This is a genomic window from Psychromonas sp. CD1 (assembly GCF_002239585.1).
Classification (GTDB): Bacteria; Pseudomonadota; Gammaproteobacteria; order Enterobacterales; family Psychromonadaceae; genus Psychromonas.
This window is the reverse complement of sequence record NZ_NDFH01000003.1, coordinates 1251283-1270038: the sequence shown is the minus strand read 5'-3', so window position 1 is coordinate 1270038 and position 18756 is coordinate 1251283. Positions and strand designations below refer to the sequence as shown.

Here is an 18756-nt window from a genome sequence, read left to right as displayed (position 1 = left end):
TCTTAATGTTGAGGGTTGATAGGGTAAAGGTTACGTTGAATTAGTTGACACTATTAGTCGTTATCATTTTTTCGTTTTCTACCTGATTTTGATGGGCGATAAACCAAAGCTGGCCTGCTGCAATACCCCCATCGTTTAAGGGTATGGTTTGACTAACGTAATACGTTTTATCTAGATTTTTCAACTGAGTTAACACGGTATCCATCAATACTCTATTTTGGAATACTCCACCGCAAAGTACTATTGGCAGTGTGGGGTGTTGGTCACTAATTTTAACAATTAAATCACTTATTTGCGTAAATAATAATTGCGCGCATTTTTTATAAAAAGAGGCGCTTTTATCGGATGATAAGATCTCGATAATATGTTTAAGCAGTGGTAGAAAATCAAATTCACCTTCATGGATAGTAAATAAAGAAGGGTGATTATTTATCTGATTAACATCGCCATTATTTTCCTCTGATAATGCCAACTGTTCAAGTAATAAACCACATTCACCATCAAAGGTAATCGTTTCTATCCCCGTCAGTAAGGCACAATAAGCATCAATAAAACGACCGATTGAGCTGGTATAGGGACTATTAATGCCTTGTTCCCAGAGTCGATGCCAATTTTCTAGTTGATGTGTGAGTAAGTTTTGGAAAGGACTAAGCTGCATGAATATTATTTGTTCAAATGAATAATATTCAAGTAAGAGAGAAAATAATAAACGTGGTGGCGAAGTGATCGCTTTCTCTCCACCAATCAGTCTAAAGGGTTTTAATGAATAGCGTCGTTGGCAGTTTTTAGTGTCGGCAATAAAGACTTCGCCTCCCCATAAGTTGCACTGCATCTTTGAGCCGGAGTGATGTTTTTCTCGTTGCTCTGCATCGAGATCACCAAGACCTGTGCCATCAAAGCTAAAGCCTAATACATCACGTTGTAATTGGTGCTCGGCCATGACAGATAAAACGTGTGCATAATGATGTGGCACCATGCTAATTTCCGCTGATGTGATATTTGCTTGCTGGTGCGCCCATTGATGCGTGGTATATCTTGGGTGCTTGTCACAACAATAACGAGCTACCTTAATTTGATGTAACTGTGTAAGGCTCGCTACACGATCTTGATAATGTTGTTGCATGTCTAAGTTATTTAAATCGCCAATATAAGGGCTAATAATAGCTTGGCTTTGTTGCTTACTTTGGCGTGCACCAATGGCAAAACTGACTTTTTGTTGTGCGCCCACGGCTAATGTCGGTTGCGTTAAAATATTTGGCAATGCGAAATAATAGGGTGCGAATCCTCTGCCTAAGCGTAGCATTTGACGCTGACCACCGGCAAAATGTACCAGGCTGTCGTCACAAGTATTGATGATTTTTCTTGGGTGATCGATAAGCCCTACAATGGTCTGTTTAAAACTGGCGACGACGTCGTCACCTTCAGTTAATATTGGGTGGCCTGTACGGTTGGCGCTGGTGAACACTAGTGGCACATCAAGATAATCAAATAATAAATAGTGCAACGGAGTGTAGGGCATCATTATGCCTAAATAAGGGACGTTTTCAGCGATGTTATTGGCAAGCTCTGTTGTTATGTCGGTGTTACTTGCCTTTGTTTTTAGTGATAAAACACTATGCTTACGTAGCAATGTTATTGGGCGTTGTTGTGATTCAAGTAGTTTCCATTGGGTTTCACAGCCTTGTACATAATGTCGCGCTTGCGCACGATCTTTAACCATGATAGCGAATGGTTTACTTGGGCGATGTTTACTTTTCCGCAGTTTGTTAATGGCACTTTTATTGGTGGCATCACAAACCAAATGAAAACCGCCTATGCCTTTAATTGCCACTATATTACCGGCTGTAATAGCACTCGCTGCTTGTTGTAATACCGCCATCGATTCTAAGGCTGGCGAACTTGCATTGTGAGGTATGCGCCATTGAATTTGAGGTCCGCAATGGGGGCAGCTAATGGGCTGTGCGTGATAGCGTCGATTGTTTGGATCTTCGTAGGCATGCAAACATTCTGCACACATCGTAAAATCTGCCATCGATGTGTTTTTTCTGTCGTAGGGCAAGGCGCGGATAATGCTAAAGCGCGGTCCGCAATGTGTGCAGTTAGTGAGTGGATAGTGATAATAACGACTACTGGGATCGCGAATGTCGTATAAACAAGCGTTACATATTCCAAAATCAGGGGATATATGCGTGCTGAACTGACTATCAGCAACATTGTTTTTTATTAAAGAGACGTTACTTTGGCGTATCGAAAATTGATGTTTATCGGGCATGTCAGTACTTGAGTGTAACTCACATTGTTGCCAAGTGAGCGTGTCAATATGACTTAATGGTGGAGCTTGATGCCGAATGTTTTCAATGAAAGTATCAAGCTCTGCCTTTGTGCCTTGCGCATCAATACTGACACCCTGTGCGTGATTAAGTACCCAGCCAATCAAGTTATGCTTAGTGGCAAGGCGAAATATAAAGGGACGAAATCCCACACCTTGCACAATACCGCATACTTCAATTAATCTTCGTGTTAGTCGCATAACGCATCTCTTTTTATCATTGCTGTCGTTTTCTGGATCTGGTTACTTACGAGCGATTAAGCAAAGGTAACGATAAGACCACAAACTGCGGTTACTTTTGCTAAGAGTTTTGTTGGAACAAAACGTGATAAGTAAAAGCCCATAGACATAATGATAATTGCAGAACAAGTCATACCCATACCAAAATAAGTTAAACTTGAACTGGTGAATTCAGCGCCGTGTGCCCAACCATGCATTAAAATGAAAGAAACTGATGCGATATTAAGCAGTAATTTCTTGATGTCATTTCCCGTGCGTGCTTGGCTCCATAAGCTAAATGCCGCAATAAATAATGACCCCGTAATGAGACCTTCAACGCTAGGTGCACCAGAAAATATAGATCCTAATGCTAAACCAGAGAGCATTAGGGCAATGGTCGTTGCCATCATTAGTATTGATTTTTTAGTCTCTTTTAAATGCTGCGCCATAACCCCGATAGCCATTAGCATTGTTAGGTGATCTAGGCCTGTAAATGGGTGAATAAGGCCATCTAATAAAGAATTGTGAATATGAAAAGATCCTACATGGGCAGATGCTATGGGTGATAATAAAAGAGTACTAATCGTGATAATGCCGAGGGTTGTTTTTTTCATTTTGAATCCTTATGAACGGTGAATCAATGTTAGATAGGTGATTACGATAATGGTATCGAAAAAAGGTTTAAACACTGTAAAAAGTTAACTACAATGTATAGCATAATTCGTGCCAGATATTTAGTAAAGATATAAGTTATTTTTATTGTTGTTTTTAAAGGGTTTTTTGTTGGTTTTATAATATATAATAGATAAAGATGAAAGATATCGACATTTATGCTCTTTTGATTGGTATCAACTTGGCAACGGAAATTGAGTGTTTTAATAATGGGCATTGAATTACCACACTATCATCAGGATACGTATGCACGAAATGTCTATTAGTATAGATACCGTTAATTTGGTGGTCGAGTCTGCTCAAAAGCAAGGTTTTAAAAAAGTGACTGCCGTGTGGTTAGAGATAGGTGCTCTGTCGTGTATTGAACCAGAGACCATTGAGTTTTGTTATGAAATGGCAGCGCGTGAGACGATTGCTGAACATTCAACATTACATATTGAGTCTGTTGCAGGGCAAGCATATTGCTTTACCTGTGGCAAAGACGTCGTTTTAAAACAGCGTGGTAATGCTTGTCCAACTTGTGATGGCTTTCAATTGAAAGTTATTAAGGGAGATGAATTACGCGTGAAAGAAATAGAGGTAGAGTAGCGTATGTGTGGAGTATGTGGATGTGGCGACACTAAAATCGAAGAACATGAGCATCATTCTCATGTTTCATTGGGTGAATATCACCATGCACAAGAAGGTTCGTCGCGCCGAGTGAATGAATATGAATCGTCTCTTAGAGTTTCTGGTGACGTTCATCATCACCATTACCCAGCTGCGACGCAGGTGACTATTCACCATCACTACCATCATGAAGTTAGTGCAACTGAGCATCATGCACCGCATGCTTGTCACGATCATGGGCATTCTCATGGTGTTGCACACAATCATGCAGAGCATAGCCATGTTCATCCGCATCACGGACATGTTGCTCATGAATTAGACGCTCATGAAGACTTCAAAGCGACCGTAGATGAAAATAATGATTTACATTATGGTAGTGGTGAAGCAGGTGTGCATATTTCTGGACTTACTCAGCATCGTTTGCTGAAAATTGAAACCGACATTTTAGATAAGAATAACCAGATAGCCAAACACAATCGTGAGCATTTTAAGCAAGATGAACAGTTCGTATTAAATCTTGTTTCAAGCCCTGGCTCAGGTAAAACCACGTTACTAACGAAAACGTTGAATCTTATCCAAGCTGAGCGTGCTTGCGCGGTGATTGAGGGGGATCAACAGACCTCAAATGATGCCGATCGTATACGTGCTACAGGCGTGCCTGCCGTGCAAGTAAACACTGGTAAGGGGTGCCACTTAGATGCCAAAATGGTGCATGATGCTTGTCATCAATTACAACTAAGTAAAGGCGGTCTACTGTTTATCGAAAACGTTGGGAACTTAGTGTGTCCTGCTAGTTTTGATTTAGGCGAAAAATACAAAGTCGCGATTTTATCTGTGACAGAAGGGGATGATAAGCCTCTTAAATATCCAAATATGTTTGCAGCTTCTCAATTGATGATCATCAATAAAATAGATTTGTTGCCTTATGTGGAATTTGATGTAGATATTTGTATTGCTAACGCTAAAAAGGTGAACCCTTACATTCAAGTGATCGTATTATCCGCAACGACTGGTGAGGGTATGCAATCGTGGTTAGATTGGCTAAAAGAAAATTAATGTCTGTGTATAACCCAAGCTAACGATCAAGCCGTCCTTTTGCAGTGACGGCTTTTTTGTGTGTGTGACGCTCGTCACTCAATGAAATACATCGTCACATGTGTCGAAAAAAGAGATGGGAAGGTGTTTTTTGGTTAAGGTTTTAGATTATTTTCGATAAAAAACAGTGTGTTATAGCTATTTTGGCGCAACTTACAAAGTTGGATCGGTTTTTGCTTTTAGGGGGTAGAATTTCCAATTTAACTCATTAACTAAGGTTAATTATGAATCGCTTTGTAATTGCTGATCCGAAGTTATGTATTGGTTGTGATACCTGCATGGCAGCGTGTTCAACCACCCATAAAGCTGAAGGTTTGCAAGCCCACCCTAGGTTAACAGTGATACGCAATAAAGATGCAACTGCACCTGTATTGTGTCGTCACTGTGAAGATGCACCCTGTGCGACTGTTTGTCCGGTGAATGCTATCACTCATAAAAACGGTAGCATCCATATTAATGAAAGCCTCTGTATTGGTTGCAGATTATGCGCTATTGCTTGTCCTTTTGGCGCGGTAGCCTTTAGTGGTAGCCGTGGAGTAGGACTTGCTCATGCTTATGATGCATATATTCCCTCGAATGTCCGAAGCAGTAATCCTACAACCTCTTCACCAATTTGTTTCGGTAAAGATATATTATCGTGGGAACCCGGTGTAAAAAATATCGCTATTAAATGCGATCTTTGTGCTCATCTGGAAGGTGGGCCTGCATGTGTTGAGGCGTGCCCAACGAAAGCTTTGTTCATCGTAGATCCTAATAATACTCTGGCCATGCAAAAACAAAAACAAAATGACGCGGCTAATGCAGGGTCTTTATTGTCATTGATTACCTGCATGTCTTCGGAGGATAAATAATATGTTTTCTTTTACGCTATTATTTTCATCAATATCGCTGTATGTCGTAGCTGCGATCATGTCGCTTCTTCTTTCGGCAAAAAAGGAATCGATAGGGATAGCCATCTCCGGTGTATTAGCGACAATTGGCGGTATACTTGGCGTTTGCGCTTCCTTACCTGTTCTGTTTGGCGCTGATGCAATGAATTATCAAATCTCATCACCGTTTTATTTTGCAGATTGCATATTACGCTTAGACCCATTGTCTTCATTAATGGTGTTTATTATTTCATTGATAGTGATTGCCTGTAGCATTTATTCCCTTGCTTATATGCAAGAGTATAAAGGCAAAGGTGCTTGGGCGATGGGGTTCTTCATGAATACCTTTATCGCATCGATGGTCGCTTTAGTTATCTCTGATAATGCCTTTTATTTCATTATCTTCTTTGAAATGATGTCACTAGCGTCCTACTTTTTGGTTGTCTTTGAACAAAAAGAAGCGTCGATTCGTGCAGGATTGCAGTATTTTTTGATTGCGCACGCAGGCTCAGTGCTGATAATGATTGCCTTCTTTATTTTATATCGTGCAACCGGTAGTTTAAATTTCCAAGATTTTCGTGCAGCACATCTTTCGCCAGCAATGGAGTCGGTGGTGTTCTTACTGGCTTTTTTTGGCTTTGGTGCCAAAGCAGGAATTATTTCTCTGCATAGTTGGTTACCCCTTGCGCATCCAGCAGCCCCCTCTAATGCCTCAGCATTAATGTCGGGAGTGATGGTGAAAATTGGTGTTTTTGGGATAATTAAAGTCGGTATCGATTTTTTAGGTGCAGATACTGCGTGGTGGGGTTACTTAGTCTTAGCTTTTGGCGCAGTGTCTTCTGTTTTGGGGGTGCTTTATGCCCTTGCTGAACATGACATTAAACGACTATTGGCCTATCACACTGTTGAGAATATCGGAATTATCTTAATGGGTGTAGGTGTTGGCATGGTGGGTATTGCAACGCATCATCCGGTGCTTGCTACGATTGGTTTATTAGGTGGATTGTACCACATGTTAAATCATGCAGTTTTTAAGGGGTTGTTATTTCTAGGTGCAGGCTCGGTCATATTCAGAATTCACACTAAAGACATGGATAAAATGGGCGGACTTGGAAAATTAATGCCTTACACCGCGATTGCTTTTTTAATTGGGACGATGGCAATCTCTGCTTTGCCTCCTTTAAACGGGTTTGTTAGTGAATGGTTTATTTATCAATCATTATTGACCATGGGTCGCCAAGGCGATTTGATGATGTCGCTAGGCAGCATCGTTGCGGTCGTGATGCTAGCTTTAACGGGTGCACTTGCGTGTATGTGTTTTGTTAAAGTGTATGGTGTGTGTTTTTCAGGTGCACCGAAAAGTAAAGCGAGCAGTAATGCGACAGAAGCTCCGATTGCAATGGTCATAGGTACAAGCTTACTGGCGCTTATGTGTATCGTACTTGGCATTGGTTCACCTTGGATAGCGCCTGTTATTAAAGGCGTAGCGGCAAGTTTAGTGCACGGAGGTCAAGCTGTTACCGTGGCACATGGTTTAGCGTTAGTGCCAGGTATTGCGCATCAGGCTATTTTGTCAGAGCCTATTATTGCGATTTCATTACTATTACTGTTGTTGATCCCTTTTGCACTTGTCACTTTATTTAAAGGTCAGAAAATGAAGCGTCGTCATAGTAACGATCCTTGGGCATGTGGTTACGCTTACGAAGAGCGTATGACTGTGGATGCGGGTAGTTTTACACATACTCTTCGCTCTATGTATGCGCCGTTATATACCTTGCGTGACAAATTAAATCTAGCGATTCCCTTTACTTGGATCTTAATTAAAACCACCTCGTTTGCAGCGCGTATAGAGCCTTGTTTCGATGATTATATTTTTATGCCCATTGCGCGTACAACACAAAGCTTATCGCGTATTGTGCAACGCATGCAATTTGGTGATTTCCGTTGGTATTGCCTATATATGGTTATTGCATTGGTTATCTTGTTGTTAATTCCATTTGATCTAGGAGTGAAATAATGCAAGGACTTGAGATTCCAAGCATTGGGATGATAACACTCGCTATCATTCAAGCTTTAATAATGCTCGCGCTGGCACCGTTGTTTACCGGTTTATCCCGTGTTATCCGTGCAAAAATGCATTCAAGACAAGGGCCTGGTGTACTGCAAGATTACCGTGATTTGTATAAATTACTACGCCGTCAAGATGTTGCGCCCTCACCATCAGGCATGATTTTTTCTATCACACCTTGGGTGTTAATCATCACCATGGCGCTAGTTGCAATGGCGATGCCTGCGGTGACAAATCAGTCTCCCTTTCCCATTGCGGGAGATGTGATCACTGACATTTATTTATTCGCCATTTTCCGCTTCTTTTTTGCGTTGTCAGGGTTAGATTCAGGTAGCGTATTTGCTGGTTTAGGCTCGAGTAGAGAATTAACGTTAGGTGTGTTGGTTGAGCCTACCTTAATTTTATCTGTTTTTACTGTTGCGCTGATCACCGGATCGTCAGATTTAGGTCATATCAGTACCACATTGGCAACACTCCCTTGGATCGCGCCAGTTGCAACGGTGGTAGCTGGAGCCGCCTGTGCTTTTGTTATCTTCATTGAAATGGGAAAATTACCTTTTGATGTTGCAGAAGCTGAACAAGAATTGCAAGAAGGACCGATGACGGAATATTCTGGATCGGGTTTAGCATTAATGAAAATTGGCCTAGGTTTAAAGCAAATGGTCGTGGTGCAGCTGTTTTTGGCGATTTTTATTCCTTTTGGCAAAGCCGAAACATTAACAATTTCAGCATTACTCATTGCTACAATTTGGCTTTTAGTTAAATTATTTGTGTGCTTCAGCATTGCAAGTGTATTGGAAAACAGCATGGCACGTGTCCGCTATGTACAAACTCACGAATTGACTTGGGTGGGATTTGGGATTGCGGTGCTTGGCTTCTTGTTCTACTTGACAGGTTTATAGAGGTACATGAATATTATGGAAAACCTTGCTCTAATGAAAAATGTGGCGCTTCTGACCATATTATTGCCTTTTTTGGGTGCATTTATCACCATCCTGGTTGCGAAACCAATGGCGAAATGGATATGTCAGATTTTTGCAGGTATTGCTTCGCTTGGCGTGCTTGTCTTAGCCTTTCTTTATCGAACTAGCGGGCAAAACTCGCTACATTATACGTTATTTCACGTCGGTAATACCGAGCTTTTTGGCTTTACTTTTGATGCTGTCAGTACTTTAATTGTGATTGCGGTGGTGGTACTTGGCTTTTTAGTTAGCATTTATTCACTCGGTTACATGACGGAAGGTAACCGTGAACATCCACATGAAGGTGAGCCACGTTATTACGCCTTTTTGTTGATTTTTATTGGTGCAATGGCAGGTTTAGTGTTGTCATCAACTATCATTGGTCAATTATTGTTTTTTGAGATCACCGGTGTATGCTCTTGGGCATTAATTGGTTATTATCAAAAAGCCACGTCACTTAAAGCTGCATTAAAAGCGTTATTGGTGACACATTTTGCATCGATTGGTTTGTTTATCGCGGCGGCTTTGTTGTTCAAAGAGACGGGGACTTTTTCGCTTTCTGCACTAGCTCAACTGAGTGATCAAACTAAACTTATCGTCTTCTTAGGTATTATGCTCGCAGCTTGGGGGAAATCAGCACAACTTCCCTTTCATGTTTGGTTGCCCGATGCGATGAATGCTCCTACTCCGGTTAGTGCTTATTTACATGCTGCATCAATGGTAAAAGTGGGCGTATATATTTTTGCGAGGGCTATTTTGTCTGGGGGCGAAATTCCGCACATTATAGGTGTGATAGGTGTAATCGGCGCGATTGTGACTATGATCTACGGCTTTATTTTGTATCTACCACAAAAAGATATGAAACGATTGTTGGCTTATTCAACCATTACTCAGCTTGCCTATATCTTCTTAGCGTTGTCGTTGTCCGTCTTTGGCTCAAAGCTAGCGTTAGAAAGTGGTATCACTTACATCTTTAACCATGCTTTTGCTAAAAGTCTATTTTTCTTAGTGGCAGGTTCACTTAGTTACACTTGTGGTACACGCATGTTACCTTCACTAAAAGGTATTATTAAAACCTCGCCTATTTTAGCGGTAGGGTTTGGTGTTGCTGCACTGGCGATTACCGGCGTACCCCCATTTAATGGTTTCTTTAGTAAATTTCCGTTATTTGAAGCAGGTTTCCAATTATCTCAACAGCACCCTTGGTTAATGCCAGTCATGATCATTGCGCTGATTGAATCAGTAGCAAGTTTCGGCTGGATCCTTTACTGGTTCGGGAAAACAGCGCTAGGCGAACCATCAGAAGCTGTCAAAGATGCATCTCCATTGCCGATATCAATGAAAATTGTGATTGTAATTTTGATCATTATGTCTTTGTTCTCAAGCTTTATTGCATCGAGTTGGTTTAGTTAAATTAAGGATTTATTATGAATAGCGATATGTTAATTAATAATTTAGCAGCGTTACTGATTATTACTTCGTTGCTGGTTATTGCAGTGAATAATTCCAAAGCCGTGACTTTTTGGTACGCGATTCAGTCATTGGTTCTGGTGTCTACCTTTTTGGCGATTGCATATAAATTTGATGCAACAGAATTGTATGAATGGTCGGTGACATCATTTGTTACTAAGGTCATTATTTTACCCGCGCTGATGTATTACTCGTTTAGACAAATGCGAGATAAAGCATCAGAAAAACCCGCCATACATTTAGTTTGGATTTTGATGATCGCAGGTGTTGTGGTCGGTGTCTGTTGTTACGCTGTTAAAAACGTTAACTTGCCATTAATAGAAGGTCTGAGGCCGGTACTGGCTGTCTCGCTGGCACATTTCTTTTTAGGTATTTTGTGTATTGTTAGTCAACGTAACATCTTAAAGCAACTCTTTGGTTACTGCTTAATGGAAAATGGTTCGTCTCTGACCTTAGCCTTGCTTGCTAATAAAGCTCCTGGCTTGGTGGAGATCGGTATTAGTATGGATGCTTTATTTGCGGTGATATTTATGATTATTTTAGTTCGACAAATTTACACTAAATTGCAAACACTTGATGTGCAAGAACTTATAAGCCTTAAGGGGTAGTCGTTATGTCTTTATCTATGTTACTGCCTTTGGTTGTTGCGCTACCATTAGTGGCTGCAATCGTTGGGTTATTAAGTTGTTTTATTAAAAAGTCGGGCTATAAAATTGCGATAGCGGTTCACGTCATTAGCATGCTTAGTGTGTTGATTTTAACGCTCAGCATCGCGCTAACCGTGTTTGATAACGGCGCGTTTTTAATGGCTGATAAATGGATATATATTGACAGTTTATCCGCGTTATTTCTAGCTGTATTAGGCGTAGTAGCTTTCTTTACAGGTTGGCATTCATTAGGTTACATTGAGCATGAATATCAAAAAGGTGAAATGTCGGCTCGAAAAGTATCATTATACTACGGCCTATTTAATTTATTTTTAACCACTATGATAGTGGCGTTGATGTCTAACAATGTGATAATGATGTGGGTGATGATTGAAGCGACCACCGTCACCTCAGTGTTCTTAGTCGGTATTTATGGTCAGCGCTCATCATTAGAAGCAGCCTGGAAATACATCATTATTTGCAGTGTTGGTGTCTCGTTTGGCCTCTTTGGCTCTATTTTAACGTATTCCAATGCGGCCGCTACCTTGGCACACCCTGAGAATGCGATTTTCTGGACTTATATACGAGACAATGCTTCATTGCTCGATCCGACTTTAGTGCATTTAGCATTTATCTTTGTGATTATTGGCTTTGGTACTAAAACGGGTTTATTTCCTATGCATGCATGGCTACCCGATGCACATTCAGAAGCACCAAGCCCTGTCAGTGCGTTACTATCTGCAGGATTACTTAACTGTGCTTTTTTAGTGATCCTGCGTTATTACATTATTACTTATAAAGCGATTGGTATTAATTATCCGCAAATGTTGTTGTTGGTTTTCGGTTTTCTTTCGGTCTTTTTTGCTGCTTTCTTTATTCTTGCTCAACGCGATATTAAACGGATGTTGGCATATTCTAGTGTAGAAAATATGGGACTGATTACGCTGGGTATTGCTCTGGGCCCTATTGGGGTTTTTGCCGCTTTACTTCATGTTATTAACCATAGCTTAGGTAAAACACTTATGTTTTGTGGTTCGGGTAATCTTTTACTTAAATATGGTTCGCGCGACATGGGGGTTATAAAAGGTGTGCTTCGTGTCACACCCGTTACGGGTGTTGTGGTTGCTGTGGGTGCTTTTGCACTCGGGGGCGTGCCACCGTTCAATTTATTTTTAAGTGAATTTATGATCATTGCTGGAGGGGTTGCGAGCGATCACCTCGGGTTGATGATTGCCTTAGCGTTATTGCTTACTGTGGTTTTAGCTGGTTTAGCACGTTTTGTTGCCATGTGTATATTAGGTAAAAAACCAGAAAACATGCCTAAAGGCGAAGTGAGCAAAATGATGGTTGTGCCATTAGTCGTGTTATTAGGTTTAATGCTATTGATGGGTACTCATATACCAAATGTGGTTTTACGTGGTGTTGATCAAGCCGCATTGATTGTGCTTGATAGCGATCGTGCAACTGTATTAGATGTCGTGAACTTACCGTGGCAACAAATAACGGCTCAAGATGAGAATGAACAGGTATTGAGTGTTAAAAATATAAAAGTGACCGTCCCCACTTTAGTGGTGACTGCACCTATTAATTTAAAAAATTAAGAATAGAGATATAACTGATTATGTTAGAAGAAAATACTCCAGATACACCTAAAAATGGCAAAATAGGCAGTAGTTATATTGCCGGAATACATCACTTCTTTCCGAACGCAATTTTAGAGGAAGAGTGGCGTACGCATAACCAAATCATGATTTTGATAAAAGATACATCGTTAATTGAGGTCATGAAGTGGTTGTACTTCGAGAAAGATGGGTGGCTCAGTGTCTCGTTTGGTAATGATGAACGCACACTAAGTGGCTATTTTGCGGTTTATCATACTTTGTCGATGGAGGGTGATGAAAAATGTTGGATCATGGTTAAAATTCTCGTTGATGCAGAAACAAAAGAGTTTCCTTCAATTACGCCAGTGATCCCCGCTGCCGTATGGGGTGAACGTGAAATACGTGACATGTTCGGCTTGAAACCGATTGGTCTGCCCGATCAGCGGCGTTTGGTTCTACCTGATGATTGGCCTGAAGATTTACATCCGCTTTGTAAAGATTCTATGGATTATCGTCAACGCCCGATGCCCACCACGGATACGGAAACGTATGCGTTTGATAATGAGTTCGGTGATAAAAGTAACCGTATTATTCCGTTAGGACCGTTACATATTACATCTGATGAGCCAGGGCATTTTCGTTTATTCGTTGATGGTGAAGATATTATCGATGCTGATTACCGCATGTTCTATGTGCACCGTGGTATGGAAAAATTAGCTGAAACACGCATGGGTTATACAGAAGTTGCTTTTTTGACCGACCGTGTGTGTGGTATTTGTGGGTTTACCCATAGTGTTGGTTACACTAATTCTGTTGAAAATGCATTAGGTATTGAAGTGCCTGCACGTGCAAAAATGATCCGTACTGTTTTGCTCGAAGTGGAACGTTTGCATAGTAATATGCTCAATGTTGGTTTATCGAGCCATTTTATCGGTTTTGATACGGGATTCATGCAATTTTTCCGCATACGTGAAAAAACTATGGTATTGGCTGAGCTCCTAACGGGTGCACGTAAAACCTATGGATTAAACCTGATTGGTGGTGTGCGTCGTGATATTCAAAAAGAACACAGGGTTAAAGGTATTCAATTAGTGCGTGAAATTCGTAAAGAGTTCACAGATCTTGTTGAGATGCTATTAAGCACGCCTAATATCGACCAACGTTTGAAAGGAATAGGTCGTCTTGAGCCTGAAATCGCGCGTAACTTTAGTGTCGTTGGTCCTATGGTGCGTGGTAGTGGCTTTGCACGAGATGTACGTCGCACACATGGCGATAGTTTCGAAGCTTATGCTGATGTACCGATGGAAATTCAGTGCCTCAATACCTGTGATGTTGAAGCGCGTCTTTTAGTCCGTATAAAAGAGCTATTAGATGGCTTAAATATTATCGAGTTTGGTCTCGGCAACTTACCGGAGGGGCCTTTATTGACGGAAGACTTTACCTATAAGCCGTTCCAATTTGCACTTGGCTTTACTGAAGCGCCACGTGGTGAAAATGTGCATTGGAGTATGACTGGGGATAACCAGAAATTATTCCGCTGGCGTTGTCGTGCGGCCACTTATGCAAATTGGCCGACACTGCGTTATATGTTGCGTGGTAATACGGTATCGGATGCTCCACTTATTATTGGTAGCTTAGATCCATGTTATTCCTGTACCGATCGTGTGACAATTATAGATACGAAGAAAGGGACAAGTAAAACAATACCGTACAAAGAAATTGAACGTTACAGCATTGAGCGTAAAAATTCGCCATTGAAGTAAGCTGTCACTAATAATTAAGGCAAATCCATGTTTAAGTTATTTAAAACCATAATTAAAGTAGGTACTAAGACCACCATTAAGTATCCCTTTGAACCGCTTGATGTATGCGACGATTTTCGTGGCAAGCCTGAGCATGATCCGGAGCAATGTATTGCTTGTGGTGCGTGTACGCAAGCATGTCCTGCGAATGCTTTAATTATGGAAACTGATATAGAAAATAATCTACGCCGCTGGGAGATCTCGTTTGCGCGCTGTATTTATTGTGGTCGCTGTGAAGAAGTTTGCCCGACAAACGCCATAACATTATCACAAGAATTTGAATTGGCGGTCACCAATAAAGCTGATTTATACGAAGAAGCTAATTTCACGCTCGCACACTGTGTTGAATGTGCGGAAGCGTATGCACCGACTAAAGCTGTTTCTTACGTGCATGATTTACTCGTACAGTCGGGCTTAGATCGTGATGATCCATACTTAAGTCAGTTATTAAATACTTGTCCAAGTTGTTGTCGGAGAGCGAATATGCTTGATAGTCGTACACTTGTTCATGGGCAATATTTTCATGATGCATTAGCCAATGATAGTTTGGCGTGTGATGTATCAGCGGATAAGGTCTTTCAACAAGAGCGTAGTAATCAAGGTGAGTAGGGAAAAAATATGAAAGGAATTAAGTCATTAGTTGGCAATGATCATACCAAAACAATCCCTGTTATACAGGATGCTAATTTTAAAAAATTAAAACAAACATTACTCAAAGAAATTAAACGTTCAGCCTACGTTTATCGTGTTGATTGTGGTGGTTGTAACGGTTGTGAAATTGAAATTTTTGCAGCTACAACACCAGTATTTGATACCGAACGGTTTGGAATCAAAATAGTTGCATCGCCACGTCATGCTGATATTTTATTATTTACTGGAGCCGTGACACGTGCGATGCGTATGCCGGCTTTACGTGCTTATGAAGCCGCACCCGACCCTAAAATTGTTGTCTCTTATGGCGCCTGTGGTTGTGATGGTGGTATTTTTCACGACCTTTATTGTGTATGGGGAGGCACTGACAAAATAGTTCCTGTCGATGTTTATATTCCGGGTTGTCCCCCGACACCTGCAGCGACCATTTATGGGTTTGCAATGGCATTAGGTTTACTCGACCAAAAATTAAAAGCACGTAGTCATAACGAAGCTGAAAATGAAAAAGCAACACTTAAACATACGGGCATACCTCTTGCGTTGAAAACAATTATTGAACGTGAGGCGCGTCTTCTTTCTGGATATCGCCAAGGGGGGATTTTGGCTGATGAATTTATGGCTGTGCTTGCTAAGAGCACACAAGAAACAGTTGATGCTAATTTAAAACGTTTTTTATCTGAAAAAAATGATCCCCGTATCAGTGAAATAATTGAAATATTACATCATAAAGCGCTCGCGTTTATGCGAGGTTAATATGATCAATTTAACAACAGATATTATAACAAAGTCGGCCCTTACTCCGGAAAATGAACAGTTTCCGATAAATGATAAGCAAGTCATGAACAGTGATGTGTATAAAGAGGCGACTCAAAAACACGACACAGGTAAAGTTCTTTTTTACGCTTTAAAGCGTAAATTTGTAGATGAACAATTCAATGTACCTGAAGAGGCTAAGCAAGTGTTGTATTATACCTTAGCAATTGGACATCACATTGGAGTCGTAGATTGCTTAGAAGTGGCCCTTGAAGCTAGCACTACAGAATATAAGCAATGGGTGAATTTACTCGATTCAAGTACAGAAGCGCATCAGAAAATGATGCGTTATTTTACATTTGGAGAGATCACCATTTATCCTGACCATATACACATGTTAGCGTGTGCTTTTTCAGCTGTTGATAAAGTAAAAATGAGTGAGAAAGAACGTGCGATGACCGATTCTTTTATTAATGTACTGACCGCAATTTATCATGAGCAAACGATGTATATGATGATAAGAGATAGGTAGCATGCGAGATAAAAGTGTAAAAAAACAGGATACAGAAGAAGTAACCGCTAGCAGACCGACCATATTATCCTTTGATGCTGGTTTTTCTCATGATGCAGATTTTCTAGCGTTTGAGCAGCACAACCGAGAGGCTGAAGATATGTCGACACAAGCGCCTGCGCTTGCTAATTTATCTATCGTCGATTTATCCGTTGCTGATATGGCAATGGCAGGCATTACCAGTGGGATAAAACCTTCGGCTGCTAGTGCTTTCATGCTGGATCCTGACGTGTTTAATCATCCCTGTGAAAAAGTAATACTGACCGTTGGTAATAGTATGATGGGTGATGATGGTGTGGGCCCTTATTTAGCTCAAAAGATGATAGATTTCCCAATAAAGGGTTGGCTCGTCATTGATGGGGGCACTATACCTGAAGATAGCATTCATATTTTGCGTCGTTTGCAGCCTAAAACATTGGTACTCGTGGATGCAGCCGAAATGGCCGAAAAAGCGGGTACTGTGCGTATTATTGATCCTGAAACGATTGCGGATATGTTTATTATGTCTACGCACTCTCTGCCCTTAAATTTCTTACTTGATGAGCTTAAACAATTTATACCAAGGGTGGAGTTTATTGGTATTCAACCTGCTATTGTCGCGTTCTCTTTTCCTATGACGGACATGGTAAAATATGCAGTTGAAGAGATCTATCAAGCATTGCAAAAATTCAATGAAGTCGATGCGAAATTACCGATATCATGGGCTGACTAAGGCGTGCTCTTACTCTGAATTCTATGTATATTAAAATGAAAAAGGTACTGCGCAGTGTTTGTTATAGTAAGAGAGGATAATGTGTAAGCTTAGATTGTTGATTATCACGGTTTTAGCTTTGGTATAACAATCATTTAATTATAGTAACACTGACAAGTGTATGACGCCTCTCTTCTTCATTTATGCTATCGACACTAATGACGAATTTAAATAATAAGCTGTCGATATATAATGTTTCCTGATTTAACATTCAAAGCAATCTTGTTCTTTTGCCTTTAAATCAATGATTTACAGCTATATGCACAAGGGCTTGTTATTGGCATGATTTATGCAAATAACCATTTGCTATTAATGATAGCGGATCAACAAAAGCGTTCTGGTTTGCCAGTATGTTTTTTGTTACATAAGAGTCTCTGACTTAAGAAAAGGTTGAATCATGAATCAATTTGTTTTTGCAGATCCTAATCTGTGTATTGGTTGTACAACTTGTACTATTGCCTGTGTCATTTCACACCAACAGGGTTCAGATTATGAGCTAACGGAGAAAAGCTTCGTACCACGTTTAACGGTGATTAAAAATTTAGATGTTTCGACACCTGTATTATGTCGCCAATGCGATGATGCACCTTGTGCGCAAGTCTGTCCCAATAACGCCATTATTTCTGAAGACAATCATATCAAAGTTATCCAAGAGCGTTGTATCGGTTGCAAGACCTGTGTGGTCGCTTGCCCTTATGGTGCGATGACAGTTGTTACAACTACGGTTGCTAAAGGGGCGGAGTCATCGTTGTTCAAAGCGGAAAAACAAACCTCTCAAGCACTAAAATGTGACTTATGCGCACACAGTGATGACGGTCCGGCTTGTGTTCGCGTTTGCCCAACTAATGCGTTACGTTTAGTCACTTCTGATGATTTAGATCAAATGAATAAGAAAAAACAATTGGCAGCAGCGTCAGCTGCAGGTGATGTTATTTCTTTTGAATATTTCTAGTTCGTGACGGTTAATGTTCATAAAAGCGTTATTGTAGTAAAAAATAAAACTATAAAAGTGAGAGTTTTAAATGGAAAAGACACTAACAGTATGCCCATATTGTGGTACAGGATGTAAGTTAAACTTACTGACTGAAAACGGTAAAGTGGTAGGTGCTGAGGCTGCGAATGGCCGTACTAATGAAGGCGAACTGTGTTTAAAAGGGTATTATGGTTGGGATTTTCTCAATGATACTAATCTTTTAGTACCACGGTTAAAAAGCCCAATGATCCGACGAGAAAAAAGCGGGAAATTGGAAAAAGTTTCTTGGGATGAAGCGATTGAATTTGCGAGTTCTCGCCTATCATCAATCAAAGCTAATTTTGGTTCAGATGCGATAATGACGACAGGTTGTGCGCGTGGAGCTGGTAATGAAGCAAACTTTGTTATGCAAAAGTTTGCTCGAGCGGTTATTGGTACCAATAACGTGGATCACTGCGCAAGGGTGTGACACGCACCATCAGTCTCCGGTCTGGAGACAACTGTAGGTAACGGCGCAATGAGCAACGCTATTACTGAAATAAAAGATGCAAAATGCTTACTCATTTTTGGTTATAATGCGGGTGATTCACATCCTATTGTGGCAAAACATATTCTTCAAGCCAAAGCAAATGGTGCAAAAATCATTGTTTGTGACCCACGTAAAATTGAAAGTGCACGTGTGGCGGATAAATGGCTTCAAATGAAAAATGGCTC

17 protein-coding genes are annotated in these 18756 nt (G+C 40.6%); 15 read left to right on the top strand and 2 right to left on the bottom strand.

Annotated elements, in window-relative coordinates:
* Positions 1-40 precede the first annotated feature (40 nt).
* Together hypF and B8W84_RS07390 are read right to left on the bottom strand one after the other, a co-directional pair.
* On the bottom strand, positions 41-2530 hold the full coding sequence (gene hypF / locus B8W84_RS07395) for a carbamoyltransferase HypF (RefSeq protein ID WP_094752612.1): 2490 nt from the start codon (positions 2528-2530) through the stop codon (positions 41-43).
* 56 nt (positions 2531-2586) lie between these two features.
* Entirely contained in the window at positions 2587-3162 is a 576-nt protein-coding gene (locus B8W84_RS07390) for a HupE/UreJ family protein (RefSeq protein WP_094752611.1), read from the bottom strand.
* 313 nt (positions 3163-3475) lie between these two features.
* On the opposite strand from B8W84_RS07390, the gene hypA reads away from it, so the two are divergent.
* The 15 genes from hypA to B8W84_RS08155 form a co-directional block, all read left to right on the top strand.
* Entirely contained in the window at positions 3476-3808 is a 333-nt protein-coding gene (gene hypA, locus B8W84_RS07385) for a hydrogenase maturation nickel metallochaperone HypA (protein ID WP_257797936.1), read from the top strand.
* A 3-nt stretch (positions 3809-3811) separates the two neighbouring features.
* On the top strand, positions 3812-4885 hold the full coding sequence (hypB, locus tag B8W84_RS07380) for a hydrogenase nickel incorporation protein HypB (RefSeq protein WP_094752609.1): 1074 nt from the start codon (positions 3812-3814) through the stop codon (positions 4883-4885).
* Between the two features lie 263 nt (positions 4886-5148).
* The gene (locus tag B8W84_RS07375; RefSeq protein WP_094752608.1) at positions 5149-5775 is read left to right on the top strand and encodes a 4Fe-4S dicluster domain-containing protein; all 627 of its coding nucleotides are present in this window, start codon (positions 5149-5151) and stop codon (positions 5773-5775) included.
* A 1-nt stretch (position 5776) separates the two neighbouring features.
* Positions 5777-7810 carry a hydrogenase 4 subunit B gene (gene hyfB, locus B8W84_RS07370; protein ID WP_094752607.1) on the top strand — a complete coding sequence of 678 codons (2034 nt, stop codon included), beginning with the start codon at positions 5777-5779 and terminating at the stop codon, positions 7808-7810.
* Positions 7810-8763 carry a respiratory chain complex I subunit 1 family protein gene (locus tag B8W84_RS07365; protein ID WP_094752606.1) on the top strand — a complete coding sequence of 318 codons (954 nt, stop codon included), beginning with the start codon at positions 7810-7812 and terminating at the stop codon, positions 8761-8763. Before hyfB ends, B8W84_RS07365 begins: the two co-directional genes overlap by 1 nt.
* Before the next feature lie 15 nt (positions 8764-8778).
* Entirely contained in the window at positions 8779-10236 is a 1458-nt protein-coding gene (locus B8W84_RS07360; protein ID WP_308293004.1) for a hydrogenase 4 subunit D, read from the top strand.
* 14 nt (positions 10237-10250) lie between these two features.
* Entirely contained in the window at positions 10251-10901 is a 651-nt protein-coding gene (gene hyfE / locus B8W84_RS07355; RefSeq protein WP_094752605.1) for a hydrogenase 4 membrane subunit, read from the top strand.
* Positions 10902-10906: 5 nt separating this feature from the next.
* Positions 10907-12541, top strand: a complete 1635-nt coding sequence (locus tag B8W84_RS07350; protein ID WP_094752604.1) for a hydrogenase 4 subunit F — start codon at positions 10907-10909, stop codon at positions 12539-12541.
* Between the two features lie 20 nt (positions 12542-12561).
* Positions 12562-14304 (top strand): hydrogenase large subunit, encoded by a 1743-nt coding sequence (locus B8W84_RS07345; RefSeq protein WP_094752603.1) that lies wholly within the window; start codon positions 12562-12564, stop codon positions 14302-14304.
* A gap of 27 nt (positions 14305-14331) precedes the next feature.
* Positions 14332-14952 (top strand): formate hydrogenlyase complex iron-sulfur subunit, encoded by a 621-nt coding sequence (locus B8W84_RS07340; RefSeq protein ID WP_094752602.1) that lies wholly within the window; start codon positions 14332-14334, stop codon positions 14950-14952.
* 9 nt (positions 14953-14961) lie between these two features.
* Positions 14962-15747, top strand: coding sequence for an NADH-quinone oxidoreductase subunit B family protein (locus tag B8W84_RS07335; protein ID WP_094752601.1), 786 nt, complete (start codon positions 14962-14964; stop codon positions 15745-15747).
* 1 nt (position 15748) lies between these two features.
* Entirely contained in the window at positions 15749-16279 is a 531-nt protein-coding gene (locus B8W84_RS07330) for a formate hydrogenlyase maturation HycH family protein (protein WP_094752600.1), read from the top strand.
* A gap of 1 nt (position 16280) precedes the next feature.
* The gene (hycI, locus tag B8W84_RS07325; protein ID WP_257797935.1) at positions 16281-17030 is read left to right on the top strand and encodes a hydrogenase maturation peptidase HycI; all 750 of its coding nucleotides are present in this window, start codon (positions 16281-16283) and stop codon (positions 17028-17030) included.
* Between the two features lie 436 nt (positions 17031-17466).
* Positions 17467-18021 carry a 4Fe-4S dicluster domain-containing protein gene (locus tag B8W84_RS07320; RefSeq protein ID WP_094752599.1) on the top strand — a complete coding sequence of 185 codons (555 nt, stop codon included), beginning with the start codon at positions 17467-17469 and terminating at the stop codon, positions 18019-18021.
* Positions 18022-18091: 70 nt separating this feature from the next.
* Positions 18092-18756, top strand: a 665-nt coding sequence (locus tag B8W84_RS08155; RefSeq protein WP_180706062.1) for a molybdopterin-dependent oxidoreductase, incomplete at its 3' end; no start/stop codon positions are given.